This is a genomic window from Methylobacterium mesophilicum SR1.6/6, assembly GCF_000364445.2.
GTDB lineage: Bacteria > Pseudomonadota > Alphaproteobacteria > Rhizobiales > Beijerinckiaceae > Methylobacterium > Methylobacterium mesophilicum_A.
The window spans coordinates 3,805,257-3,830,015 of the sequence record NZ_CP043538.1 but is presented as its reverse complement, the minus strand read 5'-3'; the positions used below and the strand labels follow the sequence as shown (position 1 = coordinate 3,830,015).

Sequence of the window (24,759 nt, the reverse complement as noted above, 5' to 3'; positions counted from 1 at the left end):
CGGAGAGATCGATGCCCGGGAACCGTCGGGACACCCGGAACGATCCCGCCGCCTGCCCGACATCCCGTCGCGTCCCCTACGGCTTGGGGGGCGCCGCCGCCGGTCGAGGAGCGGAAGGCTCGGTCCGCACCCGCGCCAGGGCGGCGGCGGCGCCCTGGGCCAGCGCTTCGAGCCGGCAGACGGTCGCGTCGTCGGGGATGACCGACGCGCACCAATAGGCACCGAGCGCGGCCGTCGGTTCGGGCGAACCGATCGGCACCATGGCGAGGCTGCGCATCGAGGTGAGGCGGTAGAGCTCGGCCGGGACGCGGACATCGCATTCGATGTCCGGCACGATCGCGGTCGCGTCGTTGAGCATGGCCCAACCCGAGACGCAGGCCGTCAGCGGAAATTTTCGACCGCACCAGAGCGGCTCGATGGCGTCCTCGGCCACGTAGAACGATGTGTCGCCCTCCCGCAGAACCACGGCGATGCCGTCGGACCCCGCGATGGCCCGCGCGGTCCGCTTGAGGATGGTCACGACCTCGCTGAGCGAGCCGGCGGCTGCCAGGGCTGCCGTGGCCTGCGCCAGACCCCGGTCGGGTAGGAAAAGCGTCTCAGCCATGACGATGGCGTAGCGGAAAGAAGCTGCCGGGTCCACGCGGCAGTCTACGATGGCGCCCGCGGCCTTCGGGGTCGCCCCGCGAGGCGGACCTGCCGGCGAGCGCGCTTCGGATCAGTGCGACGACAACCTGCGATAGGATTTCGGCGCCGTCTGATACGATCGAGGCGAGCACCCGCGACGGCGCCGGAGATCTCTCCCCGGATACCGGCGGTATTCTGCGGCCAAACCGCTGTTCCGCAGCAGAACTCCTCAAATAGTTCCCTCCGATCGATCACGACACCGCGATGATGTGCTCTAACGCACCTTTCGGCCGAACCGTTCCGGACGGGCTCGGGCGCTGTTGCATCCGTGCACTATCGCCCGAGGACATCCTGCAGTTCCTGTCGCACCGCACACATCCCGTCCAACGGGAGACAGAGGACCAGATGATCAAGAAGCTTCTTCTCGCCAGCGCCGCGACGGCGCTCCTGACCGGCGCCGCCTCGGCGGCCGACCTTCCGCGCCGTGCCGCGCCGCCGCCGGTGTTCACCCCCGTGCCGGTGTTCACCTGGACCGGCGCCTACTTCGGTATCAACGCCGGCTACGCCTTCGACGCCAGCGACCGCAACACCGGCAACACCTTCGGCGTGCCCTTCCCCTACGCCGCCCCCGGCACGGTGGCCACCTTCCGCAACCGCAGCCAGGACGGCTTCTCCGGCGGTGGCCAGGTCGGCTACAACTACCAGTTCACCCCGGGCTCGGGCGTGGTCATCGGCGTCGAGGCCGACGCCCAGTACCTCGACTTCGGCCGCAACCGGAACAACGCCTTCCTCTCCGGCGCCCTGGCCCCCGGCTACTACGTCACCGACCCGCGCGGCCTCTCCAGCCTCGACTTCTTCGGCACCGTGCGCGGCCGCCTCGGCTACGCCTTCGACCGCACCCTCGTCTACGGCACCGGCGGCTTCGCCTACGGCTCGGGCAGCGCCGACCGCTCCTTCGGCGGCTTTGCCGGCAACGACAGCTTCCGCACCGGATGGGCCGTCGGCGGCGGCATCGAGTACGCCCTGCCCACCGACTCCTTCCTGAACTTCTTCCGCTCCTCGGCCGTCACGCTCAAGGTCGAAGGCCTGTACGTCAACCTCGACCGCAACACCCGCAACCAGGGCGCGTTCGTCATCAACGCCGCCAACAACGTCCCGGCCGTCTACAGCCCGATCGGACGACGCGCCGACGAGTTCGCCGTCGTCCGCGCCGGCCTGAACTACAAGTTCGGCTCGTACTGAGACCACGCCGCAGCGGTCGGGATCCCGACCGCTGCGCGCACCCCGCGCGATGCCGATCCGGCATCTGGAGGGGCCGCTTCCGCGAGGGGGCGGCCTCTTCGCCGTTCAGGCCGTGTCCTTCAGGCCGACGTCCCTGCGATCGGACGAACCTCCCCCGCTTGCGCTCGCGAGGACGACGATGCGCGGCCGGCTGCTCGGCGGCGACGGGCTCGTCCGGCCGGCTCAGTAACCCTTCCAGAGGCCGGGGGTGGCGAGTTCGAGCAGGTGCCCGTCCGGATCGCGGAAGTAGACGCTGATGCCGCCCCGTGGCCAGCGCGTGCGCCCCTCGATGGTCACGCCGGAGGCCGCGAGATGGTCCTCCCAGGCCGCGAGGGCATCGGCGTCGATGGAGAACGCCACATGGGCCGGACCGCGGCCGTCATGGGGCGGGATGAGGCCGCCCGGCGTCGCGATCGGCTGCAGGGAGCCGCCTTCCGGAAAGAGCAGCAGGACGCCGCGGCCGGCGACGTCGAAGCTCCGCATGCGGAAGTCGGTGTAAATGCAGGGCAACCCCATAGTGTCGCGGTAGAAGGCCTCCGCGCGGTCGAGATCCGCGACGTACAGCGCCGTCTCCAGGATGGCGTTGAGCTTGGGCATGACGACCTCCCGTCAGCCGCTCAGGCGCGGCGGCCCGCGGCCGCCCGGCGGGGATTCCGGCGTCGGGTCGCGGGCCTCACGGTCCCCCGGCGGTCGCGCCGGCGATCACCATCTGCAGGGCCTCGAGGTCGATCCGCCCCGTGATCCGCGCGTAGCCCGGCTCCGACAGGTCCACCTGCGGCGCGGGATCCTCCGCTTCGGCCTGGCGCTTCAGCTCCGCCAGGATGGCGTCCCGCACGGCGTCGTCCAGGGTCATGGTTCCCGCTCCCGGTCATCGGCGCGCCCGGCCCGCGGGATCCGATCCGGTGCGGATCGGCCCCGCGCCGGGCGATGCCTGCACCGGGGCCAACCGGCCGATCCCGGTCCCGGTTCGCGGCCGGGCCGCGTCCAGGCGGTCGCTCAGGCGGTCGATGGGCGCGGCGCGCCCGGGTCCGGCCGCGGGGTCCGGCCCGGGACCAGCGACAGGCCGGCGGAGATCAGGGCGAACAGCACCAGCGGCACGAGGCTCAGGGTGAAGCTGCCGGTCCCGTCCTTGATGGCGCCGATCAGGTAGGGGCCGAGGAAGCCGCCGAGGTTGCCCACCGCGTTGATCGCCGCGATGCTCGCCGCCGCCGTGGCGGGGGGCATCTGCTCGGTGGCGAGCGCCCAGAACGGACCTTTCAGCATGTAGACGCCCACCGCCGCCACCGTCAGCGCGGCGACCACCGGACCGAGGCCCGTGAGCACCGTGCCGCCCGCCAGCCCCAGCGCCAGGACCAGGAACGAGAGCGCGAGGTGCCAGCGCCGCTCGGCGGTCTTGTCGCTGTGCCGGCCCCAGAGGATCATGGCCACCGAGGCGAAGCCGTACGGGATGCTGTTGAGGAGGCCGGTCTCGACATTGCCGAGGCCGAAGCTCTTCACGATCTGCGGCGTCCAGAACGAGAGCCCGTAGCTGCTCGCCGTCGAGCCGAAATAGATGGCGGCGAACAGCAGGAGCCGCCGGTCGCTCAGGATCTCCCGCAGCGGCGGCTTCGCCGGCTGGCCGCGCCGTGTGTTGCGCGCCGCCTCGGCCTGGAGCTGCCGCTCCAGCCAGTCCCGCTCGGCCGGCGGCAGCCAGGCCGCGTCGCGGGGGCCGTCCGGCAGCAGCCACAGGACCGCGACGGCGAGCAGCACCGCCGGCAACCCTTCGAGGATGAACAGCCACTGCCAGCCGGCGAGGCCGAAGCCCGTGACGTTGAGGAGCGCACCGGAGATCGGCGAGCCGAGGAACGACGAGATCGGGATCGAGATCATGAAGACCCCGATGATCCGCGCCCGGTAGGCAGAGGGGAACCAGTAGGTGAGGTAGAGGATCACGCCGGGGAAGAAGCCGGCCTCGGCGAGCCCCAGCAGGAAGCGCAGGCCGATGAACGACCACGGCCCCTGCACGAGCGCCATGGCGGCGGAGATCAGCCCCCAGGTCGCCATGATCCGAGCGATCCAGAGCCGGGCCCCGAAGCGCTCCAGCATCAGGTTGCTGGGGATCTCCATCAGGAAGTAGCCGAGGAAGAAGATGCCGGCGCCCCAGCCGAATACGGTGGCCGACAGGCCGACATCGTGGTTCATCTGGATCGCCGCGAAGCCGACATTCACCCGGTCCAGGAACGAGACGAAGTAGGCGAGGATCAGGAACGGCACGAGCCGCCAGCCGATCCGGCGCATCGCCGAGCGTTCCAGGGCGGCCTCGTCCGGGGAGCCTGTCGCCAAGCCTGTCATCGAGCGTGTCCTCGTCGCGTCAGGGAATCCGCGCGGCGTCGAGGGCGTCGAGGCACCGCCGCGCTGGCGATGAGACGGACATCCCGGGCTTCCTCGCGGGCCGGTCAGCTCTGGCGGCGACCTGTGCCGACCCTGCTTAACCCGTTCCCGACGCGGCTGGGAAGCGCTCACGGAGCTTCAATGGACCGGATCTGTTGACCGTGACGGTGTATTCGTCTGGCAGGATACCGTGGAAGAACGCCGAACCGGCGACAGAGTAGGCTCTTGCAGAGGTGCCGCAGGGGCCGGTTGCCGGCTCGTCTTTGCGCGCGCAGCGAAGCAAACCGGGGATGCGGGGCCTCGGTCAGGCGGGGCGCCGCTGGATTGCTTCGCTGCGCGCGCAAAGACGCGAAGCCGATTCTGCACGATCCCTGGACAGGAACGCGACCGTTTCTCCGTTCGGGGAGCCGGAAGAAGGGCGCGCACGAGCCCCGACCCGCCGATCCCGCGCCATGGGCCAGGGCGGCGAAATCGGGTTCCCGCATTGCAACGCTTCGGTGTGTCGATTTCCGTGTAACGACAACGCCGTCGTTCCGGGCCCCGCTGCGCAGTCCCGGAACGACGGCGCTGTCGATCCGCGGTTCCGCCAAGCCTCGTCAACCCGCGTTCGTGGCCCTGCGCCTCACCCCTTCTTGACGTTCCAGAACACCGGCACGCCCTCGAGGACCCCCGTGAGCGACGGCTTGTACGAGGTCTGGTTGAAGTACTGCCCGAGGGGTAGGTAGGGCAGGTCGATGAAGGCCTGCTTCTGCAGGTCGCCCGCGAGCGCCTTCCGCGCGGCGGTGTCGGGCGCGTCGAGCCACTGATCCCGCAGGGCCTCGATCCTGTCGCTGGTGGGCCAGCCGATGGCGGCGGTCTGCCCCGTCCCGCGCAGGAAGGCGCTGACCGCCGGATTCGCCTGGTCGAGCCCGGCCCAGAAGGTGCAGAAGGCGCTCCAGCCGCCCTGCGCGACCGGGTCCTTCTTGGCGCGCCGCTGCACCACCGAGCCCCAGTCCATGATCTGGTAGTCGACATTGAAGCCGGCACGGGTGAGCATGTCGGCCGCGACGTCCGCCAGCGCCTTCAGGCTGGGGAAGTCGGAGGCGCCCATCAGCACCACCTTCTCGCCCTTGTAGCCGGCCGCCGCCAGCGCCGCCTTGGCGCCCGCATAGTCGCGCTTGGCCGTCAGCGCGTCGAGGCCGACATCGCTCGCCATCGGCAGGCCGGGACAGAAGAAGCCGGTCGGCACGTGGATCAGCTTGGGGTCGGTGCCGGTCACCGCCTGCATGAAGTCGGTCTGGTCGACGACCTTCAGCAGCACCTGCCGGATCGCCGGGTTGTCGAAGGGCGGCTGGAGCTGGTTCATCCGCAGGCAGCCGATCAGGCCGGTCGGGTCGGTGATCCGCGTCGTCAGCCCGCGCAGCGTGGGCACGAGATCGGCCGGCGGCTGCTCCCACCAATCCATCTCGCCCGTCTGCATGGCCGAGGCGGCGGTCGCCTGATCGGGGATGATGGTCCACTCGACCCGGTCGACGAAGGCGCGCTTGGGACCCGACGTCCATTGCGGCGTGCCGCCCTCGCGGGGGACATAGCCGTCGAAGCGCTCGTAGACCACCCGGGCGCCGACCACGCGCTCGTCCGCCTTGAAGCGGAACGGGCCGCTGCCGACCATCTCGGTCACCTGCGTGAACGGGTCGGTCTTCGCGAGGCGCTCCGGCATGATGGCGCAGATCGAGGAGCCGACCTTGCCGAGCGCGTCCGGCAGGAGCGCGAAGGGCTTCTTCAGGCGGAACTGGATCGTCCGGTCATCCGGGGCCGAGAGTTCGTCCGTGTAGGCCATGAGGGTCTGGCCCATGGCGTCGCGCTTGCCCCAGCGGGCGACGCTCGCCACACAGTCGCGGGCCAGTACGGGGCTGCCGTCGTGGAAGGTCAGCCCGGGCCGCAGGGTCAGGCGCCAGAGCTTGCCGTCGTCCTCGACCGTGTGGCCGGCCACCATCTGCGGCTGGGCCGCGTAGGCCGAATCCGTGCCGTAGAGCGTGTCGAACACCGCGAGCCCGTGATTGCGGGTGACGTAGGCGGTGGTCCAGATCGGATCGAGCACCGTCAGGTCGGCCTGCGGGATGAACTTGAGGGTCCGGGCGGCCGTACCCTGCGCCAGTGCCGGGGCCGCGAGAGCGGCGCCCGAGAGCGCCACGAAAGTCCGTCTGTTCAGCATGCCAGCCTGTTCCATCCGGTGAAGACCGATGGATCGTAGCATGCGCCGGGCCATGGATTGATACGGGGTATGCCAAGCCGCTTCGCGGCTCCGGCTTTCCGCCGTCGGGATCGCCGGACCCGTCCCGGTGCCACGGCTCGGCGCCAGCCGGCTTAGTTTGTCAAAACCACATTGGGCCTGTGGAAAGCTGTGTGAACAAGCTTTCGTCAAGATAAAGACTTTATCTGTGGCCACTGGAGAGACGTCACCGGGCCCGGCCAACGGGGTGCCGCTCGGGGGCGCTCCCGACTTCGGCGCTGCTGCCAGACCGGTCCCGTCAGCGGGCGGGGCATTCCAGGATTGTCTTGATGAACTTCATCGTGTCCGCACGCCTGTCCGCGCGCCGGTTCGCCTATCAGCACGCGTCCCTGCTTACCGCCCTGGACCAGGGCATGAGCCTGATCGCGGCCGGGATGGCCGAGGTGACGATCACGGACGGCAATGGCCGGACCCGGACGCCGGCCGCCCTGTACCAGTCGCTGTTCGAGGCCGGCCGCGCCCCGTCGAAGGCCGCGCCGGTTCCGGCCCGGGCCGCCTGATCGATCCGGCGGCGCGCCCGCCTCCGGGCGGTTTCGCCGCCGCCGGCCCTTAATCGCGGCGAAAAACCCAGAGAAACCTGATGGGTACGGATTTGTCTTTCTGGACATTTCCGCAGATCAGGCTTAGCCTATGTGTGTTCGTGCCGTTGAAGTGCCGGCTCGAATGCTTCCGGAGATCGTTTTACATGAAGCGCCGCAGCGCGCGACCATTCATGGTCGAAGTCAAGAGCACCCGTGGCGCACGCGCAACGTTGACCTCCCCCGACATGCGGTCGCGCCCGGACGCCGGCCTGTGGCCGGAACTGGCTCAGGCCGCGGTGGCGCCGCCGCAGCCGTCGCCAAGACCGGACGTTCCGGCGCCTTCGGCGCAGCGGCCGGAGCAGAAGGAGCCGCCGGCGCCGGCCCGGCGCGTTCTGCCGAGCCTTGTCCCGATGTTTGAGGTCCCGGCCGAGCCCGAGCCCGAGCCTGTCGCGCCGCCGGCCCGGCGGACGCGGCGCGAGCGGGCGCCCGCGGCGGCTCAAGCCACGCGCGCCGAGCCCGTGGTGGAGCCGGCACTGCAGGTCCCACCGGCCGCTCCCCGTCCTGAACCTGCCGTCGCAGCGTCGCCCCTGCGCACGTCACCGGCCGCGGCCGGCGAGGACCCGTCGCCCCGCCCCACGTCGTGGCGCCGCACGAAGGAATTGCGGCTCGGCGAGCGCTGGAAGCGGCGCCTGCCGCACTACGCCCGCTGAGGAGCGCCTTGAGCCTGCAGGTTGCGGCGTTCCGCAGCCTCAGGTGAAGAACGGTCTGAAGTTCTCGATCCAGCCGCGCAGCCACGCCTCGCAGCCCTGCTGGGCGCCCGCGGCATCCTGCCCGTGGCCCCAGATCTCCTCGGCGAGGGGGCTCCACCACGTCCAGAGCCGGTTCGAGCCGTCGTACTCGCAGATCCCGACCTGGACGGCGCCGACCCGCCCGATGAAGCGCGGGAGCGGCACGCCGGCGGTCACGTCCTGGGTCCAGGTGATCAGGCTCTGAGGCATGCCCTGAGAACGGCGCCCGAGCCCGGACGTTCACGTCTCACGCCGCCCGTCGCTCCGGCAGGGCCCCGGCGGCCAGCCGAGAGTTGCGGTAGCGCGCGTCCGCCGTGACCTCGCCCTCGATCCAGGGCGGCAGCACCACCGGCTGGTCCTCGCGCTCGAGTTCGATCTCCGCCAGGATCAGGCCCGAGAGCGCGCCGCCGAACACGTCGACGTCCCAGACGGCACCGGCATGATCGACCCGATAGCGGGTCTTCTCGAGGCGCCGGCCGGCCGGCACGGCGGCCAGCAGGGCGGCCCCGTCCTCCGGCTCGATGGCGAACTCGATCTCGTCCCGGCAGGCGCCGCGCCGGGGGCTCTTCCAGGTGATCAGCGCGCGCTCGCCCGCTTGTCGGATGCGGATCGTGTTGGCGTCGTCGGTGTAGAGATAGCCCTGAACAAAATGCGTTCCCGACCGGCACAGGGCCAGCACGGACGGGTGCGCGATGAATTTGCGCTCGATCTCGACAGGCATGCCGCAACTCGCTGCCATGGGCTGGAAGTGGTTACGCGGACAAGGGCGCGCAACACAAGCGGTGCGCGCGCCGCTGAGCACAGCGTTACAGGCATGGCGCGCCGACCAGCGCGACCGGATGTAAATTCGCCATCTTCAACTATGTAAAAGCACGGGGCGCTCGGCGATTGCAGAATCACGCCCGGAACAATCGTCCCCTTTTATCCTCGAGGTCAGCGCTGAAGACGGTATCCAAGCGGCCCAACATGAAGAAGCTTCTGCGGAAGGCGCAGGCCAAGCCGCTCAAGCAGGTTGCGGCCCTTCCGTTCCGGGTCGGTGCGGACGGCCGGCTCGAGGTGCTGCTGATCACCTCGCGCGATACCGGGCGCTGGATCATTCCCAAGGGCTGGCCGATGATCGGCCGGAAGGCGCACCGCGCGGCCGAGCGCGAGGCCTACGAGGAGGCCGGCCTTCAGGGGCGGATCGCCGCGAGCCCGGTCGGCCGGTACCGCTACGAGAAGCGCCTGGATCACGGTCTGGCGCTCCCCTGCAAGGTGCGCGTCTTCCCGCTGCGGGTCGAGGTCCAGCACGAGCGCTGGCCGGAGCGGCATCAGCGCACGCTGCGGTGGTTTCGCCCGGAGGAGGCGGCGCGCCTCGTCCACGAGGACGAACTCCAGCGCCTGCTGAAGGGATTCGCGGCGCCGGATCGCGACGGCCGCGCCTGAGCGTCTCCACAGCGGAGGGATCGGGCGGACGATCCGGCGCGGAGCGAACCCCCGCGCGGAGCGGGTCGTCCACGGGCCCCGCCGCGCAGGGCTGATCCGGCGCATGGTGCCCGGGTGACGGGAGTTCTTCGGCCCAGGGGCGCGGTTCCGGCGCCGGCCGGTCGGAGGAACCGGCCCTCCGCCCGATCGTTGGTCCAGCAGATTGGATCATTTCTAAGGTCCAAGGCGACTCTCCCTGCCGGGCGGCCCCGCGCCGCCGATTTCCCAGGAGCCTGACCATGAACGCGAAGTGCGAGACCTGCCGGTTCTTCGATGAGCACAAGGGCAACGGTGTCGTCGCGCAGAACGATGCCGGCCTGTGCCGCTTCAACCCGCCCGTGAGCCAGCCCGCCCCCGAGTCCAAGGGGCTCTGGCCCGTGGTCGCCGCCCAGGATTGGTGCGGCCACTACACGCCGGAGATGACCGCCGCGGAGTAAGCGGACCGGGCGGCGTGGGACAGCTTGGTCCCCGCCGCCCAAAGTCGTCATGCGAACCGATCGTCCTTGCGAGCGCAGCGACGCGATCCGGATACGCCGCGGTTCCTGACCGCGCGCCAGTCCCGGATCCGTGGCCCCGCCCGTGGGGACGTCCGCGCGTCCACGGGTGCGCTTGCCGCCCGAACGGCGCGGTTGGCGCGGCGGAGCGAGCCCGGCCGCAGGACGCCGATGGATGGTGTATCCCCCGGCGGGTTCCGAACCCGGCGACGATTTTCGGCCTGTCCGGCCGTGACTGCCGGGCGACGCGCAAAAAAAAGACCGCCCTTGAGGAAGCGGTCCGAAGTCTAGGGAGGAAACGCCCACGAGGGGCTGCAGCACGGCGACGCCGTCGCGGTGCTGCACTGCGGTCAACCCGAGTCGGATGACCTTGTTCCTGGGCTCGCGATCACCGCCGCGTTCCCGCTCGGAGCCGGCCGGGGAAGTCCGCTCCAGCGTCGTCAGCCCCTGCAGGGACGCCGCGGCCGGATCGAGCGACGCAGCGAAGCGCCCCAGGGCTGGCGCGAGGCCGAACGACGTGGAGCCCAACCCCGGAGGCGCTTCGCTGCGCCCACAAGGGCGGCGGCGCCGAAGGGATCAACCGGACACGGTCTCAGTCGTGCTCAGTCGTGCGCGAGCTCATCTGCAGCGTGGCGCGGCCGGATCCGCCGTTTCGCCGCCCCGTAGAGCACCTGGGCGAGCTGCTGGGCGGAATAGGGTTTGCGCACCAGGGCGAAGCCGTGGGTGTCGTCCTTGGCGAGGACGTGGCTGTAGCCGGACGTCAGCACCACCGGCAGGTCGGGGCGGCTCGCCTGCAGGTGCCGCGCGAGGGCGAAGCCGCCCATGCCCGGCATGACCACGTCCGAGAAGACCACGTCGAACCGGTCCGGCGTCCTGTCGAGTTCGGCCAGTGCCTCCTCGGCGGATTTCGTCCAGACCGGCGCGTGGCCCAGATCCTCCAGGATCTGGGTGCAGAACCGCCCGACCCCGAGATTGTCCTCCACCACGAGGATGCACAGGCCCCTCTGGGGCTCCACCTCGCGACGGTCGTCGGACCCAGCATCGTCCGACGCCGCGGAGGCCTCGACCTGCGGCAGGTACAGGGTGAAGGTGGTGCCGCAGCCGACGGCGCTCTCCACGTCGATGTCGCCGCCCGATTGCTTGGCGAAGCCGATCACCTGGCTGAGGCCGAGCCCGGTACCCTTGCCGATCTCCTTGGTGGTGAAGAACGGCTCGAAGATCCGCCCGAGATCCGAGGCCGGTATGCCCGCACCGGTGTCGGTGACCCGGACGGCCACGAACGGCCCGCGCGCGCCGGCATGCCCGCGGATCGGCGGCATCGGCCGGTCGCTCTCGAGGCGCAGGGTCAGGCCGCCCTCGCCGTCCATGGCGTCCCGGGCATTGACCGCCATGTTGATCAGCGCCGTCTCGAACTGGCTCTCGTCGGCGCGCACGAACCGGGGCGCGTCCGGCAGCTCGATGGCGACGCGGATGCGCGCGCCGGTGACCGAGTCGAGCATGTCGGCGATGCTGCGCAGGCGCGCGCCGATGTCGAAGACCTGGGGCTTCAGCGCCTGCCGCCGGGCGAAGGCGAGGAGCTGGCCGGTGAGCTTGGCGGCGCGGTCGACCGTGTCGGAGACCGCGTCGAGGTAGCGGCGGCGGCGCTCCTCCGCGAGCTCGGGCCGGCGCAGGAACTCGACGGACGAGCGGATGATGGTCAGCAGGTTGTTGAAGTCGTGCGCCACGCCGCCGGTGAGCTGGCCGATGGCCTCGAGCTTCTGCGACTGCCGCAGCGCCTCCTCGGCCTGGCGCTGCTCGGTGATGTCGCGCCCGAACCCGTAGTACAGCCCGTCCTCCGGGACCACGGTCCAGAGGACGCGCCGCCGGTCGCCCGCGCGGGTCAGGCAGGACAGCTCGACGTCCTCGACGCGGCGATCCGCGCAGAGCGGCTCCAGGGCCGCCTGCGCCGCCGCGCGCTCCGGCGGCGCGACGAAGTCCAGGGCGGGCCGGCCCAGGGTCTCGGCCTCCGACCAGCCGAGCGCCCGGCTCCAGGAGGGGTTCACCGCATGCGCCCGCCCGTCCCGGTCCGCGACGAGCTTCAGCACCGGCGAGAGCGTCCAGACCCGGTCGCGGTCGCGGGTCTGGGCGGCGACCTGGGCCTCCAGGCGCTCCGCCCGGCTCTGGAGCAGCGCCTCGATCCGCGTCCGCTCCGAGACGTCGTGCGCGAACACGTAGAACCCGTCGACCCGCCCCTCCGCGTCCCGGCGCGGGAGGTAGCGGGTGTCGGCGGTCCGGGCCTCCCCGTCCGGGAAGGTCCAGGCCCATTCCTGGCGGACCTCGTGCCCGGCGAGGGCCTGCGCGATGGCCGCGCGCCGCGCCTCGAAACCCTCCGCGCCGAGGAGACCCTGGACCGTCTGGCCGACCACCGCGCTGGCCGACCGGCCCGTCCAGGTCTCGTAGGCGGCGTTGGCGAACCGATAGACGAGGTTGCGGTCGATGAAGGCGATCAGCACCGGCATGGCGTCCGCGACCAGACGGAGTTCGGCCTCCCGTGCCTGGAGCGCCAGCTCGCTCCAGCGGCGCTCGGTGATGTCGTTGAACAGGATGGCGACCCGGTTCCGCCCCGGCCCGTCGACCCGGTAGGCGTGGACGTCGTACCAGCGGCCCAGCGCCCTGGCCTCCTGCTCGAAGCGGACGGGCTCCCCGGTCAAGGCGACCCGGCCGTAGAGATCGAGCCAGCGCTGCTCGGGTGCGGGCACGAGATCCTGCAACTGTCGGCCGACCGCGTCTGTCAGGCCCGTCTGCCGCTCGAAGGCGGGATTGACCTCCAGGAAGCGTCCGTCGATCGCGCGATCACCTTCCCCGAACACCATCTCGACGAGGCAGAAGCCGGACTCGATGAACGCGAAGAGCGAGCGGTAGCGCTCCTCGTTGCGGCGCAGGGCGGCCTCGGCGCAGCGGGTCTCCAGCTGCGTCATCACGGTCCGGGCGAGCGCCTTGAGGATGAACAGCTGCTGGTCGGTCAGCGTGCGCGGCACGCGGTCGAGGACGCAGAGCGTCCCGATCGCCCAGCCCTCGGGCGTCACGAGGGGCACGCCGGCGTAGAAGCGCAGATGCGGCTCGCCGGTGACGAGGGGATTGGCGGCGCTGTCCGGCATCGCTGTGAGGTCCGGCAGCACGAGGGCGCCCTCCTCGCGCATTGCCTCGGTGCAGAACCCGAAGTCGAGGGGCATCGCCCGCACCGCGTGGCCGAATGCGGCCTTGATCCATTGCCGGTCGGCATCGACGAAGTTGATATGCGCCATCGGCGTGCCGCAGGCCTGGGCGGCCATCTCGGCGATCTCGTCGAACTCGCGCTCCGGCGGGGTGTCGAGGATGGCGTAGGCCCGCAGGGCGGCGAGCCGCTGGGGATGCTGGGGCTCGAAACCCGACGGGCGGGGCATTGTCCTGTTCCGCGACACGGGAGCGTCATAGCCCACGTCCCTGACCCTCCCAAGTGAGTCCATGCAACGCAGTTCTGGCGGCGTGGCGAACCGATCGTTGCCGTGACGGTAAGCTGTTGAAGCGCCCCATCGGATCCCGCCGCGGCGGCCTCTTTTCGGTTGCTGCATCGGATCGGGTAGCGAGCCCGGATACGTGCCCGGATACCAGTATCCACAATTTCAAATTGTACATCCGTGCGTCCACCGTCCGGCGCGACGACGGCCCCGGGCGGCGGCGCCCGCGCGCTCACGTTCTCGTGTTCCCGGGGCCACGCGCGCAGACGGCCCGTCGGTGGTCAGGCCGCGCCTGTGGATCCGATCGCCGCGGACGGGAGCCTCGGCGGCGGATGCGGCGTTGCCGGCTCGAAGGGGACAGGTTCGGATCAGGCATGGCCAAGCGCAGGACGAAGGCGGGCGCGCAGCAGGGACTCGAGGACGCGCCGCTGATGCCCACCGGGGCCCTGGCGGTGGCGCTGCTGGCCTTCGCCGCGGGACCCGGGCCGGTCGTGCACGTCGCCCGGGACGCGCGCCGCCTGGAGGACCTCGCCGCGACCCTCCGGGCGCTCGATCCCGACGCGCAGGTCGCGGTCTATCCCGAATGGGACTGCCTGCCCTTCGACCACGCCTCGCCGTCGCGGGCCACGATGGGCGCCCGGGCCGCGGTGATGCGGTGGCTGACCGACACGGACGCCCTGCCGGACTTCGTGCTGACGACCGCCCCGGCGCTCGTCCAGCGCGTGCCGCCGCCGGAGACCTGGGCCACGGCCCGCGTGACCCTGCGGGTCGGCGACACCCTCGACGTCGCCGCCGCGACGACCGACCTCAAGCGCCTCGGCTACATCCTCGACGAGCGGGTCGACGAGCCCGGCGAGATCGCCGTCCGCGGCCGCACCGTGGAGGTCTTTCCCGCCGCCGCGCCGCGGCCCTGCCGGATCGAGCATGCGGGTGGACGCGTGACCGCGATCCGCTCCTACGATCCGGTCTCGCAGCGCTCGGTGGCGGACGCGATGGAACTGGTGATCGATCCGGCGACCGAGATCATCCTGGAGCCGGGCTCCGGCCAGAGCTTCGAGCCGTTCACGGGCCAGGAGCACCGCCTCGACCGCTACTATCCCCACCTCGTCACCCTCCTGGACTACGTGCCCGAGGCGCGCCTCGTGGTCGAGGACGGCACGCAGGCGCGAATCGACGCCTTCTACGAGCAGATGGACGAGGCGCGCGGGCGGCTGAAGGCCCGCGACGGGCGTGGCTTGGCCGGCGCGGGCCTCTACCTGGCGCGCGACGCGTGGCGCGACATCGTGGCGGCGCACGAACGCATCACCGCCACCGAGGCGGCCGGGGCGCCCCGCGCCATGCCGGCCTTCGCCCGGGAGCGCCGGCCGGGGACGGCGTTCGCGAAGGTCATGCGCGACCGGCTGAAGGCCGGCGACATCGTGGTGCTCGCCGGCACGGTCCGGCCGCTCCGGCGCCTCGTGCGCCAGGCCGGCAAGATCGCCGAGCGCCCGATCCGCCTGATCGACGCCTGGGCCGACGTCGCCGAGGCGGTCCCGGGCGACGTCCTCGCCCTGGAGGCGCCGCTGGCGGCCGGGTTCCGGGTGCCCGAGCAGGGCGCCACCGTGATCGCCGCCGCCGACCTGTTCGGGCCGGAGGCCGCGGTGGCGGGGGGCGCCCGGGCGATCCTGCCGATGGGCGAGGTCGACCTGCGCCCCGGCGACGTGGCCGTGGACCGCGATCACGGCCTGTGCGTGTTCGAGGGGCTGGAGCCGGTCGCCGCGCGGGGCGGCGAGGGCGGCGAGGGCCCGGAGGCCTCCGAGGCCCTGCGCCTGCGCTTCGCCGGCGACGCGATCCTGATGGTGCCGGTGACCCAGGCCGACCGGATCTGGCCGCTACGGGCCGGAGCCCGATGCCGTCACCCTCGACAAGCTCGACGGTGGCACCTGGCCTCGGCGCCGCCTGGAGGCCGAGGCTACCATGGCGCGCACCGCCCGCCTGATGCTGGAAGCGGCCCGCGCCCGCCGGGAGACCGAGGCCCCGGTCCTGGCGCCGCCGGCCCGCGACATGGAGCGCTTCGCGGCCGGCTTCGGATTCGCGCCGACCCCCGATCAGGCAGCGGCTTTCGACGCGCTGATGGCCGATCTCGCCTCCGGCCGGCCCATGGACCGGCTGGTCTGCGGCGATGTCGGCTTCGGCAAGACCGAGGTGGCGCTCCGGGCGCTGGCGGCGGCGATCTTCTCCGGCAAGCAGGCGGCGCTGATCGCCCCCACCACCGTGCTGGCGCGCCAGCACACCGAGATTCTGCGTCGCCGCTTCGGACGCTTCGGCATCGAGGTCGCGCAGCTGTCGCGCCTCGTGGCGCCCGCCGAGGCCAAGCGCGTCAAGGCGGGACTCGCCGACGGCACGATCCGGCTCGTGGTCGGCACCCACGCGCTGGCCGGCGCCGCCTTTGCGGATCTCGGCCTGACGGTGATCGACGAGGAGCAGCGCTTCGGCGCCAAGCTGAAGGCGGATCTGCGTCGCTTGGCCGAGAGCCCCCGGGGGGGCGGTCACGTGCTGACGCTGACCGCGACCCCCATCCCCCGCACCCTCCAGGCGGCCCTCGTCGGCCTCCAGAGCCTGAGCGTGCTCGCCACGCCCCCGGCCCTGCGCCAGCCGGTCCGCACCGTGGTGGCGCCCTTCGACGCGGACGCGGTCCGCGAGGCGCTCATCCGCGAGCACCGCCGGAGCGGCCAGAGCTTCGTGGTCTGCCCGCGGATCGAGGATATCGGTCCCATGGCCGAGCGCCTGCGCGCCCTGGTGCCGGGACTGGACATCCTCGTGGCGCACGGGGACCTGAAGCCGTCGGCCATGGACGAGGTCATGGTCCGCTTCGCGGAGGGCGACGGCGACGTGCTGCTCGCCACCGCCATCGTGGAGAGCGGGCTCGACGTGCCCCGGGCCAACACCATGCTGGTCTGGGACGCCGCCCGGTTCGGGCTGGCGCAGCTCCATCAGCTGCGCGGGCGCGTCGGCCGCGGCCAGCGGCGCGGCACCGTCCACCTGCTCAGCGACCCGGCCGCGCCCCCGCCCGCGGCGGCCCTTCAGCGCCTGCGCGCCCTGGAAGCCCTCGACCGCCTCGGCGCCGGCTTCGCGGTGAGCGCCCGCGACCTCGACCTGCGCGGCGCGGGCGACCTCGTCGGCGAGGATCAGGCCGGCCACGCCAAGCTGGTCGGACTCGGCCTCTACCAGCACCTGCTGCAATTGGCGCTCACCGCCGCCAAGGGCGGCCGGGCCGAGGATTGGAGCCCCGAGATCGAGCTCGGCCTGCCGAGCCGGATCCCCGCGGATTACGTGCCCGAGCCCGAGATCCGCCTGAGCCTCTACACGCGACTCCTGCGCCTGCGCGACGCCGAGGCGATCGAGGCGCTCGCCGGGGAAGTGGAGGACCGGTTCGGCGCGGCGCCCGCGCCGGTGCTCGCCCTGTTCGACCTCGCCCGGCTGCGCGCCGCCTGCTGCGAATTGGGCGTGGCCCGGCTCCGGGGCGGTCCGCAGGGCGTGGCGGCCGATCTGAGGCCCGACCGGCCGCTGCCCGCGATGGCGGCGGCGAAGGAGATCATCCTGCGCGAGGGGCGGGTCGTGTGGAAGCGCCCCTGTCCCGGCCCCGCGGATTGCGCTGCCCTGGCCGATGCGCTGCTGGAGCGCGTGCGCGCTGCCCGGGAGCGCGCCGGCTGAGCTCGTGCGTCCGCCCGAAGAACAGGGGCCTCGACCGTGCCGCACCGACTGGGTGGGCTAGGATGGTCACACGTCTTTCTCGGCGGGAGGGAAGCGAGGGGGTTGCGCGTCTCCCGCCCCACAGGGAGGAGAAGAGAGAGCTCCGGACAGAGATGTGTGAACGTCCAAGAGGGCGCTCTGCCGTGTGCCGTTGAACGCGTTGCGACCGGGCCTGCTTGCGCCGGACGCTTCAAAGGGTCACAGCCTGTCGCGTAGAAACCGCGAACGGGAGTGTCCCATGCACGTCACGATTGAGCAGGCCGAGAAGGCCATCGCCGCCGCGCGGGCGAAGGCGACGGAACTCGGCACCCAGATGTGCATCGCCGTGGTGGATTCCGGCGGCAACCTGAAGGCGTTCCATCGCATGGACGATGCGTGGGTCGGTTCCATCGACATCGCCCACAAGAAGGCCAAGACTTCGGTGTTCTTCGGCATGATGACCGGCCAGATCGGCCAGCTTTCCCAGCCGGGCGGCCCGCTCTACGGGATCGAGCACTCGAATGACGGCCTGATCACCTTCCCGGGCGGGATCCCGATCGTCGACGCGGACGGCGTGATGTCGGGCGCCATCGGGGTCAGCGGCTCGACCGTGGAAAACGACCACACCGTCGCGGAGGCCGGCGCCAAGGCCATCGGCCGCACGGAGCTGCCGGCCCATCCCTGGCGGACCTGAATCCGGCGCCGCCGATCAGGCCTGACGCTGCGCCAGCGTCCGGCCGATCCCGAGCAGCAGCATGCCGGAGACCGTCTGCAGGTACGGGTCCCCGTAGCGGTCGAGGGCCGCATGGGCGTCGATGCAGTGATCGGCGGCGGCCTCAAGGTCGCCGGCCTGCAGCGGGGCGCCGTCCGGGGTGCGTGCCGGCCGGGCGTAGAGATCCGTGACGTCGAGATAGGCACCACGCCCGTGCAGCGTGCCCGAGCCGTCCGGGCCCAGGAAGCCCCGGTTGAGGATCCAGCGGACGTCGCCCCGGCCCGACAGGACCCGGAATTCGAGGGAGACCGGCCCGCCGGTCTGCCGGACGCGCCGGATCTTCCCGAAGACCCAGTCGCGGTCCTCCGGATGGATGCGTCCCAGCGCGGTCTCGAGGGCGAGGGGCTGACCGGCGAGGCCCGGGTTACCGGCCAGCATGGCGGCGGCGCCCGCGTCCAGCACCGACCGGCCGGCGGAGACATCGGTATCCCAGATCCCGACGAACCCCGCGGGCTGCAGGGCAGCGACTGCCTCGGACGCTAGCTGCATCGGGCCCCCTTCGAATTGTTCCAACCTGTGCTTGTACGGTGATGGACATAACAATCAAGACACAGGCAGCCCGTGGCTGCCCTGTCCAGAGGTGTCGAGGGCTTTGGGTATTTATCAGCATCTGACATGTTGTCGCGGTGATCAAATATGATTACCCTCGGGGTTAATCTGTCATGCGCGAGGGAATTGTATCAGACTCGCCAGTCCTGTCGGCGGGCGGGCGTCCGTAGGTAGAATCGCGGCTTGCGGATACTTCGCGCGCCTCCGTCGGCGACGCTCTGCGAGGCCGCGGGACTTCATCTCTCGCGGATCGTCCTGCGCCACGATCCGTCGGTTCGGGACCGGCGGGTCGGCGTGGCGACAGCCTCGACGTCCGGCCGCGATGACCGACCTCGCCCGTCGGGAAGCGCCGTCCCTGGTGCGCATCCGCGACACGGCCTAACCTCGCCGCACCCCGCACGCACCCCGCAGAGGCGCCATGGTTCGCAATCCGGACCGCACCAACCTCCCACTGTCGCAGGATCGGCTCTGGGCCAGCCTGATGGATCTTGCCCGGATCGGCGCGCTGCCCAACGGCGGCAACGACCGCCAGACCCTGACCGACCGCGACGCCGAGGGGCGCGCCCTCTTCCAGCGCTGGGGCGAGGCCGCGGGGCTCACCCTCGCCGTCGACCGGATCGGCAACATGATCTTCCACCGCCCGGGCCGGGACCCGGCCCGGAAGCCCGTCGCCATCGGCAGCCACCTCGACACCCAGCCCACCGGGGGCAAGTTCGACGGCCCCCTCGGCGTGCTCGCCGGGCTCGAGATCATGCGCGCCCTGCAGGAAGCCGGGATCGAGACCGAGGCGCCGCTCCTGCTGATCAACTGGTGCAACGAGGAGGGCGCGCGCTTCGCGCCGCCGATGAGCGGCAGCGGCGTCGCCATGGGCATCGTTCCGGAGGCCGACGTGATGGCCACCCGGGACCTCGCCGGCCACGTCTTCGGGGACGAGCTGCGGCGCATCGGCTGGCAGGGCGCGGCGGACCCGGCCGGCCTGCGGGGGATCGGCGCCTATTTCGAGCTGCATATCGAGCAGGGCAAGCGCCTGGAGGAAGCCGGTCTGACCATCGGGGTGGTCGATCGGGCGCTCGCCCAGATCTGGTACGAGATCACCGTGCTGGGCGAGGAGGCCCATGCGGGCAGCCCCATGGTCGGCCGGCGCGACGCCATGATGGCCGCGGCGGCGCTGATCGCGTCGCTGGAGGACATCGCCTTGGCGGCGGTCGGCGCCGGCGACGAGCGCGGCCGGGCCACCGTGGGCGTGCTGAAAGCCGAGCCGGCGAGCCGCAACATCACGCCCGGCCGCGTCTGGTTCAGCCTCGACACCCGCCACGGCGACACGGAGCAGCTCGAGGCGATGCGGGCACGGATCCTGGCCCGGGCCGACGGCCTAGCGGCGGAGCGCGGCGTCACGATCCGCGTCGACGAGTTCTGGCGGGCGCCGCCCACCGCGTTCGACCCGGTGCTGGTGGACCGCGTCCAGGCGGCCGCGGAGGCGCGGGGCCACGCCTGGACCCGGATGCCGACGGCGATCTACCACGATGCCGTCTACTGCGCCCGCACGGTCCCGGCGGCCCTGGTGTTCTGCCCCTGCCACGGCGGGATCAGCCACAACGAGGCCGAGAGCATCACGCCGGACTGGGCCGGCGCCGGGATGCAGGTCCTGGCCGACGCGGTTCTCGCGACGGCCGGCTTGGCCACCGCGCGGGCCTGAAGGGGATCGCCATGCCCGACGACAACGTCATCCGCCCGGCCTTCGGCGCCCGCCGGCCGGGCGCGCCGGCCCAGGGGCCGGAGCCCGCGCAGGCGCCCCTGCGGGTCCTCGGCACCGGGGCCGGCCATCGGGTCGGGCTGATCCGCGACCCGGCCGCCGAGGAGGGCGACGTCGTCCGGGTGGTGGTGGGGCCTGAGGCGGATCCGGTGGTCGAGACCGTGGCGCTGCTGCCGGCCTCCGACGGGGCGGAGGCCGAGGCCGAGCGGATCGGATTCGCGATCCTCCGGGCCCTGGAGGTGGTCGAGGGCGGGCTCTGACGGCACGCTCCGGCGGCACGCATCAGCCGCGCGCCGCGCGACGGGGGCACTTGTCCGGGAGGGAGACATGACGGTCGGCCGGGTCAGCAGCGCCGAGATCGCGATTCCGGCGCGGGCCGGGACGGTCTGGTCCGTCCTGACGGACCTGGATGCCTATTCCGCGTGGAACCCGGTCATCCGCAAGGCGGAGGGGCCGCAGCGCCGGGGAGGGCGCTGGCGCCTGGAGCTGACCTTGAACGGGCGCGCCGCCCTGACGCTGCGGGCGCAGGTGATCTGCTGGGAGCCCGGCCGGCGGCTGACCTGGCGCGTCGGCTTCGCGCGGCCGCACCTGCTCACAGGCTGTCACGACGTCCGGATCATCGAGACCCGGCAGGGCGTCAGCGTGGTCCAGGCGGGGACCTTCGCGGGCCTGCTCGCGCCGGCTCTGTTCCCGTGGCTGCGGAACCGCGTGCAGGGGAGGTGCGCCGCGATGAACGAGGCGCTGCGGGACGAGGTCGCCCGCCGCATCGCCGAGGCGACGTGACCCGGCCGACCCGGGTCGCGCTTCCGGAGAGGGCGAGGCCGCCGGGCGCCCGGGACGGCGTCAGTCCACCGGCTTCGGCTTGACGATCGGCGAGCGCGTCAGGCTCTGGATCTCGCGGCCCGGCCGTCCGGCCTTGAGGGCGATCTCCTCCTCCTGCTCGGCGATGAGCTGCCGGGCCGGCTCGTCGCCGTCCAGGCCGCCGAGGAGCTCCACCGGCACACGCCGGTTCGAGGCTCGGGAACCGTCCGTGTAGACGATATCGAACAGAACAAAGCCCCGCTCCTGCGGTCTCGACTTGATGCGCTTGGCCATAGGTGCTGATACGCCGCCGGAATCGATCGCGGCAAGGTGCGGCACCGGGCGGAGGGTTGCGCGGCGCGCACAAGCCGCACCCGGAGCCGCCACGCTCCCGCCGCGATCTGCCGCGCCGCCAAGTTTCGCTCACATGTGAGGACGCCGTCCGTGATACCCTGGGTTCATCTCGACACCGGCACCGTTCCCGGTGGCGGCACCGACCTGCGCCTGATGCGGCGGGGCGACGAGTTCGCGATCCTGGCCGACACGATCGAGCTGATGAACAACCGCCGCAGCGGCTCCGAGGTGGCGCTCGCGGCGCTGACCTGCGACCGCCTGAGGGACCGGTCCCGGCCGCGGATCCTGATCGGCGGGCTCGGCATGGGCTTCACCCTGCGGGCCGCCCTCGCGGGCCTCGGGCCGGAGGCGCACGTGGTGGTGGCCGAGCTGGTCCCGTCCGTGATCGCCTGGGCGCGGGGGCCCCTGGCCCACGTCTTCGCCGGCTGCCTCGACGATCCGCGCGTCGACCTGCAGGAGGCCGACGTGAACCGCCTGATCCAGGCCGGCCCCGAGCGCTACGACGCGATCCTGCTCGACGTCGACAACGGCCCCGAGGGCCTGATGCGCCGGGCGAACGATCGGCTCTACGACAACTGGGGCCTCAAGCGGGCCCGCTGGGCGCTGCGGCCGGGGGGAATCCTCGGCGTCTGGTCGGGTGCGCCCGACCGCAAGTTCAAGGGCCGCCTGCAACGCTCCGGCTTCGTGGTGGACGAGCGGCGCGTCCACGCGAGCGGCCGGGGCAGCGGTCCCAAGCACGTGGTCTGGCTCGCGACCCGGAGCGCGGCCCCGGATGAGGCGCTCCGGACCGACACCGGCCGGCTACGGCCGGCCCGGTAACGTCTGCCGCTCACGGTCGCACCCCCTATCCCGACACCGCGATGTCCCGCACATTCTACTCATGGGTGCGAATGGCGGGCATCTCTACACGGTCGAGGTCAGGCCGAGCCGGCACGATCCCGGTCGATTCACCTGGGCGATCCGCGACCGCGGCAAGCTGGTCCGGGGATCGTACCGTCCGCACGCCTCGGAGCGGGCCGCGCGCGCCGTCGCCCTCGCCGAGGTCGAGCGGCTGATCGGGCATGACGGAACGGCGGGTTCTCCCTAGGCAGGCTCGGCCATGACCTCTGTGAATGCCCTGACGGTCAGCCCACCGCGCATATGCATACCTTCACGCCCTGCGGGCCGTTGCATGCCGCAGTGCAGTATCCTATCTGTGCAGTGCGAGATCGCGATGGCGTCGCGGTCTCGCTGCCCTTCTTGGGCGTTTCCTCCCTAGACTTCGGGCCGCTCCTTCGGGAGTGGCCTTTTTTCTTTCCCGCCGCTCAGCCTCAGGCTGTTGCGTGTGCGAAGGGCTGACGAGCGACCAGTCAAGCGGAACCGGGAGCTTGGCCGTTCGTTCTTTCGTCATGGAACACTTCCGGTCCACACTCGCAACCACCGCCATTGCCGTATTCGGCCTGGCCGTGGCCGCGCATAGTCTGCATCCGTCCAATCGCGACGTGCTGACGACTCCGCCTCGTCCGGTCGCGGCGGTGGTGCAGCCGGCCGCGTGGACGGACCCGCCGGCCCGGCTGGCCGCTCCCGAGACCACGGGCGCGATCCGGACGGATCTGCGCAGCGTCGTCCCGGCAAACCCGCTCCCGTCCGCGGTCCCCGCCCCGCAGCAGGCGGCCGTGATGCCGCCGCTCGCGTCACCGCTCCCGGCCGAGATGGCGGGTTCGTCCGAGCCGCTCCGCAAGGCCGTGGTGGCGCGCCGGCCCAAGGGCAACGAGCGCGCCGCGCACCGGAGCGCCCGCCTCCGCCACGCCGCGCTCGCCCGCACGGCGGCCGTCGACCGGACCGCCGCCCCCGCGGCTCCCCAAGCCGTGCAGGCCGCCCCCGCCCCCGCCGCCGCCTCGCGGATCGACCCGATCGGCGACATCCTCCGCGGCCTCGGCCTCGGCCGTGACAGCTGAGTCCGGGCCCGGCGCCGGGCCTACTGGACGTGGATGGTCAGCTTCATCTTCGGGTGGATGCCGCACTGGATCGTGAAATCCCCCGGCTCGGCCAGCGTCAGGCGCGTCTCGGTGCCGGGTTCCTGGTCCCCGGCATCGAAGGTGAACCGGTCCGCCTCGATGAAGGCGTGATGCGTCAAGCTCTCGTCGCCGTTGCGCAGCGTGATCGTGTCGCCGCGGCGCAGGTACAGATCGGTCGGCATGTAGTGACGCCCCTTCTGCAGCACGATCCGGGCCGCGCTCGACAGCGTCGCCCAGGCCGTCTCAGCCACGAGGCCCGAACCGGCCAGGGCGAGCGTCCCGACGACCAAGAGGGTGTGCAGGCACCTGCTGCGAGGGGGCATGTCGGGCGTCCGCGCGAGATCTGAAGCGTTCCGGGGCCGTGAACCGCCGCCGGGCGGCCCGGGGCGCCGCTGCACCACATCCTGCGGGCCGGCCCTCAAAACCCCGATACATCGATCGATAAAATTTTATCGGATGCGTCTCTGTACGGTGTTAATATCGGGTCTACAGCCAGTTTAACTGTATTCGTAGCTATAATCGCCGGACTCTTGCGAGCCGTCCCGCGTCGCCAGCGCGCCGCGGACATGCTCCCGGAAGACGTGAACCCGGGCCGGCAGCTCGCGCCCCGCCAGGGTGACGGCGCGCAGGCGCGCGCCGCGGGTCGCCCAGGGGGCGAGCACGCGCACGATCTGCCCGGACGCCACCGCGCGGGCGGCGACGAGGCCGGGGAGATGGCCGATCCCGGCGCCCGCCAGGGTCAGCCGATGCGCGGTGGCGAAGTCGCTGACCCGGATCGCGGGGCTGAGGGCCAGCTTCTCGGTGCGGCCCTGGCCGTCGGTGAGGGCGAGCGGCGCGGCGCCGAAGCGCTCGCGGGCGAGGATCAGGTCGTGCTCGCCCAGATCCGCGAGGCGCGTCGGCGCCGGGTGGCGCAGCAGGTAGGCGGGGGCGGCGTAGAGGCCCACCGCCAGGGTCGCCAGGACCATCGCGCGGTAGCCGGTCTCCTCCGCACCGCCGAGCCGCAGGGCGAGGTCGATTCGGTTGGCCGCGAGGTCGAGGCGCGCGTCGGTGTTCAGCATCTCCACGGTGATCTGCGGATAGGCCGTCCGGAAGCTCGCGACGATCTCGGGCATCACCTCGATGCCGAAATCGATGGACGTCGTGATCCGCAGGTGGCCGGCCGGTACCGTGCGGGCGTCGCGGGCGGTCTCGGCGGCCTCGTCGAGGAGCGTCAGGCTTTCCTGGGCCTTGGCGTAGAAGGCGAGGCCCTCGGCGGTAGGCGAGACCGCCCGGGAGGTCCGCGCCATCAGCCGGGCGCCCAGCGCCCGCTCCAGACGGGAGATCCGCCGGCTGACGCTGCCCTTGGTCTCCCGCAGGCTGGCGGCGGCGGCCGTCACCGTGCCGAGGTCGACCACCGCGCAGAAGGCCCGCACGTCGTCGAGGCCGCCCTGGAAGGTTTCCGTTCTCGCAACCATGGGGTTCCGGATAACAGGCTCAACCGGGGCGGTGAACGGGGCTAGAGGGCTGCCGCGGCGCGTCGAAGCGCGCTCGAC

General features: G+C 71.9%; 24 protein-coding genes and 1 pseudogene. 13 read left to right on the top strand and 12 right to left on the bottom strand.

The features are described 5' to 3' along the window. Positions 1-76: 76 nt before the first annotated feature. Positions 77-604, bottom strand: coding sequence for a hypothetical protein (locus MMSR116_RS18345; RefSeq protein ID WP_039894989.1), 528 nt, complete (start codon positions 602-604; stop codon positions 77-79). Between the two features lie 425 nt (positions 605-1,029). On the opposite strand from MMSR116_RS18345, the gene MMSR116_RS18340 reads away from it, so the two are divergent. Beyond that, positions 1,030-1,866 carry an outer membrane protein gene (locus MMSR116_RS18340; protein WP_010687567.1) on the top strand — a complete coding sequence of 279 codons (837 nt, stop codon included), beginning with the start codon at positions 1,030-1,032 and terminating at the stop codon, positions 1,864-1,866. A 222-nt stretch (positions 1,867-2,088) separates the two neighbouring features. Here MMSR116_RS18340 and MMSR116_RS18335 read toward each other — a convergent pair whose 3' ends face one another. The 4 genes from MMSR116_RS18335 to MMSR116_RS18320 all read right to left on the bottom strand — a co-directional run bounded on the left by MMSR116_RS18335 (position 2,089) and on the right by MMSR116_RS18320 (position 6,469). After that, on the bottom strand, positions 2,089-2,502 hold the full coding sequence (locus tag MMSR116_RS18335) for a VOC family protein (protein ID WP_010687566.1): 414 nt from the start codon (positions 2,500-2,502) through the stop codon (positions 2,089-2,091). A 76-nt stretch (positions 2,503-2,578) separates the two neighbouring features. Beyond that, entirely contained in the window at positions 2,579-2,758 is a 180-nt protein-coding gene (locus MMSR116_RS18330; RefSeq protein ID WP_010687565.1) for a hypothetical protein, read from the bottom strand. Between the two features lie 143 nt (positions 2,759-2,901). Further along, positions 2,902-4,236, bottom strand: coding sequence for an MFS transporter (locus tag MMSR116_RS18325; RefSeq protein WP_010687564.1), 1,335 nt, complete (start codon positions 4,234-4,236; stop codon positions 2,902-2,904). Between the two features lie 661 nt (positions 4,237-4,897). Beyond that, on the bottom strand, positions 4,898-6,469 hold the full coding sequence (locus MMSR116_RS18320) for an ABC transporter substrate-binding protein (RefSeq protein ID WP_039894964.1): 1,572 nt from the start codon (positions 6,467-6,469) through the stop codon (positions 4,898-4,900). Positions 6,470-6,816: 347 nt separating this feature from the next. Between MMSR116_RS18320 and MMSR116_RS18315 the strand changes: the two genes are divergently transcribed. Both MMSR116_RS18315 and MMSR116_RS31960 read left to right on the top strand, forming a co-directional pair. Next, the gene (locus MMSR116_RS18315; RefSeq protein WP_010687562.1) at positions 6,817-7,047 is read left to right on the top strand and encodes a hypothetical protein; all 231 of its coding nucleotides are present in this window, start codon (positions 6,817-6,819) and stop codon (positions 7,045-7,047) included. 431 nt (positions 7,048-7,478) lie between these two features. After that, entirely contained in the window at positions 7,479-7,778 is a 300-nt protein-coding gene (locus tag MMSR116_RS31960) for a hypothetical protein (RefSeq protein ID WP_010687561.1), read from the top strand. Between the two features lie 39 nt (positions 7,779-7,817). Here the strand turns inward: MMSR116_RS31960 and MMSR116_RS18305 are convergent, their stop codons facing one another. Both MMSR116_RS18305 and MMSR116_RS18300 read right to left on the bottom strand, forming a co-directional pair. Beyond that, positions 7,818-8,066: a hypothetical protein gene (locus MMSR116_RS18305; protein ID WP_010687560.1), complete on the bottom strand. Its 249-nt coding sequence runs from the start codon at positions 8,064-8,066 to the stop codon at positions 7,818-7,820. A gap of 37 nt (positions 8,067-8,103) precedes the next feature. After that, positions 8,104-8,577 carry a CYTH domain-containing protein gene (locus MMSR116_RS18300; RefSeq protein ID WP_039894962.1) on the bottom strand — a complete coding sequence of 158 codons (474 nt, stop codon included), beginning with the start codon at positions 8,575-8,577 and terminating at the stop codon, positions 8,104-8,106. Between the two features lie 245 nt (positions 8,578-8,822). Between MMSR116_RS18300 and MMSR116_RS18295 the strand changes: the two genes are divergently transcribed. Together MMSR116_RS18295 and MMSR116_RS18290 are read left to right on the top strand one after the other, a co-directional pair. Further along, complete coding sequence (locus tag MMSR116_RS18295) at positions 8,823-9,281, top strand: NUDIX hydrolase (protein WP_010687558.1); 459 nt, start codon at positions 8,823-8,825, stop codon at positions 9,279-9,281. 278 nt (positions 9,282-9,559) lie between these two features. After that, positions 9,560-9,757: a hypothetical protein gene (locus MMSR116_RS18290; protein ID WP_010687557.1), complete on the top strand. Its 198-nt coding sequence runs from the start codon at positions 9,560-9,562 to the stop codon at positions 9,755-9,757. Positions 9,758-10,416: 659 nt separating this feature from the next. On the opposite strand, the gene MMSR116_RS18285 is transcribed toward MMSR116_RS18290, so the two are convergent. After that, a complete protein-coding gene (locus MMSR116_RS18285) occupies positions 10,417-13,236 on the bottom strand; it encodes a PAS domain-containing protein (RefSeq protein WP_010687556.1) in 2,820 nt (939 codons plus the stop codon). A 428-nt stretch (positions 13,237-13,664) separates the two neighbouring features. On the opposite strand from MMSR116_RS18285, the pseudogene MMSR116_RS18280 reads away from it, so the two are divergent. Together MMSR116_RS18280 and MMSR116_RS18275 are read left to right on the top strand one after the other, a co-directional pair. Then, positions 13,665-16,983: pseudogene (locus MMSR116_RS18280) on the top strand (DEAD/DEAH box helicase). A gap of 277 nt (positions 16,984-17,260) precedes the next feature. Continuing rightward, positions 17,261-17,695 (top strand): GlcG/HbpS family heme-binding protein, encoded by a 435-nt coding sequence (locus MMSR116_RS18275; RefSeq protein ID WP_010687554.1) that lies wholly within the window; start codon positions 17,261-17,263, stop codon positions 17,693-17,695. Between the two features lie 15 nt (positions 17,696-17,710). On the opposite strand, the gene MMSR116_RS18270 is transcribed toward MMSR116_RS18275, so the two are convergent. After that, positions 17,711-18,262, bottom strand: a complete 552-nt coding sequence (locus MMSR116_RS18270) for a PAS domain-containing protein (RefSeq protein ID WP_010687553.1) — start codon at positions 18,260-18,262, stop codon at positions 17,711-17,713. Between the two features lie 478 nt (positions 18,263-18,740). On the opposite strand from MMSR116_RS18270, the gene MMSR116_RS18265 reads away from it, so the two are divergent. The 3 genes from MMSR116_RS18265 (at position 18,741) to MMSR116_RS18255 (ending at position 20,858) form a co-directional block, all read left to right on the top strand. Then, the gene (locus MMSR116_RS18265) at positions 18,741-20,018 is read left to right on the top strand and encodes a Zn-dependent hydrolase (protein ID WP_010687552.1); all 1,278 of its coding nucleotides are present in this window, start codon (positions 18,741-18,743) and stop codon (positions 20,016-20,018) included. An 11-nt stretch (positions 20,019-20,029) separates the two neighbouring features. Further along, on the top strand, positions 20,030-20,335 hold the full coding sequence (locus MMSR116_RS18260; protein ID WP_010687551.1) for a hypothetical protein: 306 nt from the start codon (positions 20,030-20,032) through the stop codon (positions 20,333-20,335). A 67-nt stretch (positions 20,336-20,402) separates the two neighbouring features. Beyond that, a complete protein-coding gene (locus tag MMSR116_RS18255) occupies positions 20,403-20,858 on the top strand; it encodes an SRPBCC domain-containing protein (protein WP_010687550.1) in 456 nt (151 codons plus the stop codon). A 60-nt stretch (positions 20,859-20,918) separates the two neighbouring features. On the opposite strand, the gene MMSR116_RS18250 is transcribed toward MMSR116_RS18255, so the two are convergent. Beyond that, positions 20,919-21,170: a hypothetical protein gene (locus tag MMSR116_RS18250; RefSeq protein WP_010687549.1), complete on the bottom strand. Its 252-nt coding sequence runs from the start codon at positions 21,168-21,170 to the stop codon at positions 20,919-20,921. Between the two features lie 150 nt (positions 21,171-21,320). On the opposite strand from MMSR116_RS18250, the gene MMSR116_RS18245 reads away from it, so the two are divergent. The 3 genes from MMSR116_RS18245 to MMSR116_RS18235 all read left to right on the top strand — a co-directional run bounded on the left by MMSR116_RS18245 (position 21,321) and on the right by MMSR116_RS18235 (position 23,167). Further along, positions 21,321-22,049, top strand: coding sequence for a spermidine synthase (locus MMSR116_RS18245; RefSeq protein ID WP_010687548.1), 729 nt, complete (start codon positions 21,321-21,323; stop codon positions 22,047-22,049). Positions 22,050-22,110: 61 nt separating this feature from the next. Further along, a complete protein-coding gene (locus MMSR116_RS18240; protein WP_010687547.1) occupies positions 22,111-22,317 on the top strand; it encodes a hypothetical protein in 207 nt (68 codons plus the stop codon). A 394-nt stretch (positions 22,318-22,711) separates the two neighbouring features. Continuing rightward, the gene (locus MMSR116_RS18235; protein WP_244625487.1) at positions 22,712-23,167 is read left to right on the top strand and encodes a hypothetical protein; all 456 of its coding nucleotides are present in this window, start codon (positions 22,712-22,714) and stop codon (positions 23,165-23,167) included. A 20-nt stretch (positions 23,168-23,187) separates the two neighbouring features. Here the strand turns inward: MMSR116_RS18235 and MMSR116_RS18230 are convergent, their stop codons facing one another. Both MMSR116_RS18230 and MMSR116_RS18225 read right to left on the bottom strand, forming a co-directional pair. Beyond that, entirely contained in the window at positions 23,188-23,550 is a 363-nt protein-coding gene (locus MMSR116_RS18230; RefSeq protein WP_039894961.1) for a hypothetical protein, read from the bottom strand. Between the two features lie 174 nt (positions 23,551-23,724). Further along, on the bottom strand, positions 23,725-24,681 hold the full coding sequence (locus tag MMSR116_RS18225; RefSeq protein ID WP_010687544.1) for a LysR family transcriptional regulator: 957 nt from the start codon (positions 24,679-24,681) through the stop codon (positions 23,725-23,727). Between the last annotated feature and the right edge of the window lie 78 nt (positions 24,682-24,759).

What these genes read in the sequence shown, in the direction of transcription:
- MMSR116_RS18330 (WP_010687565.1), bottom strand. Translation starts at nt 2,758, where the DNA reads ATGACCCTGGACGACGCCGTGCGGGACGCCATCCTGGCGGAGCTGAAG.
- MMSR116_RS18270 (WP_010687553.1), bottom strand. Translation starts at nt 18,262, where the DNA reads ATGCAGCTAGCGTCCGAGGCAGTCGCTGCCCTGCAGCCCGCGGGGTTC.
- MMSR116_RS31960 (WP_010687561.1), top strand. Translation starts at nt 7,479, where the DNA reads ATGTTTGAGGTCCCGGCCGAGCCCGAGCCCGAGCCTGTCGCGCCGCCG.
- MMSR116_RS18285 (WP_010687556.1), bottom strand. Translation starts at nt 13,236, where the DNA reads ATGCCCCGCCCGTCGGGTTTCGAGCCCCAGCATCCCCAGCGGCTCGCC.
- MMSR116_RS18275 (WP_010687554.1), top strand. Translation starts at nt 17,261, where the DNA reads ATGCACGTCACGATTGAGCAGGCCGAGAAGGCCATCGCCGCCGCGCGG.
- MMSR116_RS18305 (WP_010687560.1), bottom strand. Translation starts at nt 8,066, where the DNA reads ATGCCTCAGAGCCTGATCACCTGGACCCAGGACGTGACCGCCGGCGTG.
- MMSR116_RS18290 (WP_010687557.1), top strand. Translation starts at nt 9,560, where the DNA reads ATGAACGCGAAGTGCGAGACCTGCCGGTTCTTCGATGAGCACAAGGGC.
- MMSR116_RS18295 (WP_010687558.1), top strand. Translation starts at nt 8,823, where the DNA reads ATGAAGAAGCTTCTGCGGAAGGCGCAGGCCAAGCCGCTCAAGCAGGTT.
- MMSR116_RS18260 (WP_010687551.1), top strand. Translation starts at nt 20,030, where the DNA reads ATGCCCGACGACAACGTCATCCGCCCGGCCTTCGGCGCCCGCCGGCCG.
- MMSR116_RS18320 (WP_039894964.1), bottom strand. Translation starts at nt 6,469, where the DNA reads ATGCTGAACAGACGGACTTTCGTGGCGCTCTCGGGCGCCGCTCTCGCG.
- MMSR116_RS18325 (WP_010687564.1), bottom strand. Translation starts at nt 4,236, where the DNA reads ATGACAGGCTTGGCGACAGGCTCCCCGGACGAGGCCGCCCTGGAACGC.
- MMSR116_RS18250 (WP_010687549.1), bottom strand. Translation starts at nt 21,170, where the DNA reads ATGGCCAAGCGCATCAAGTCGAGACCGCAGGAGCGGGGCTTTGTTCTG.
- MMSR116_RS18340 (WP_010687567.1), top strand. Translation starts at nt 1,030, where the DNA reads ATGATCAAGAAGCTTCTTCTCGCCAGCGCCGCGACGGCGCTCCTGACC.
- MMSR116_RS18240 (WP_010687547.1), top strand. Translation starts at nt 22,111, where the DNA reads ATGGGTGCGAATGGCGGGCATCTCTACACGGTCGAGGTCAGGCCGAGC.
- MMSR116_RS18315 (WP_010687562.1), top strand. Translation starts at nt 6,817, where the DNA reads ATGAACTTCATCGTGTCCGCACGCCTGTCCGCGCGCCGGTTCGCCTAT.
- MMSR116_RS18335 (WP_010687566.1), bottom strand. Translation starts at nt 2,502, where the DNA reads ATGCCCAAGCTCAACGCCATCCTGGAGACGGCGCTGTACGTCGCGGAT.
- MMSR116_RS18300 (WP_039894962.1), bottom strand. Translation starts at nt 8,577, where the DNA reads ATGCCTGTCGAGATCGAGCGCAAATTCATCGCGCACCCGTCCGTGCTG.
- MMSR116_RS18230 (WP_039894961.1), bottom strand. Translation starts at nt 23,550, where the DNA reads ATGCCCCCTCGCAGCAGGTGCCTGCACACCCTCTTGGTCGTCGGGACG.
- MMSR116_RS18265 (WP_010687552.1), top strand. Translation starts at nt 18,741, where the DNA reads ATGGTTCGCAATCCGGACCGCACCAACCTCCCACTGTCGCAGGATCGG.
- MMSR116_RS18345 (WP_039894989.1), bottom strand. Translation starts at nt 604, where the DNA reads ATGGCTGAGACGCTTTTCCTACCCGACCGGGGTCTGGCGCAGGCCACG.
- MMSR116_RS18225 (WP_010687544.1), bottom strand. Translation starts at nt 24,681, where the DNA reads ATGGTTGCGAGAACGGAAACCTTCCAGGGCGGCCTCGACGACGTGCGG.
- MMSR116_RS18255 (WP_010687550.1), top strand. Translation starts at nt 20,403, where the DNA reads ATGACGGTCGGCCGGGTCAGCAGCGCCGAGATCGCGATTCCGGCGCGG.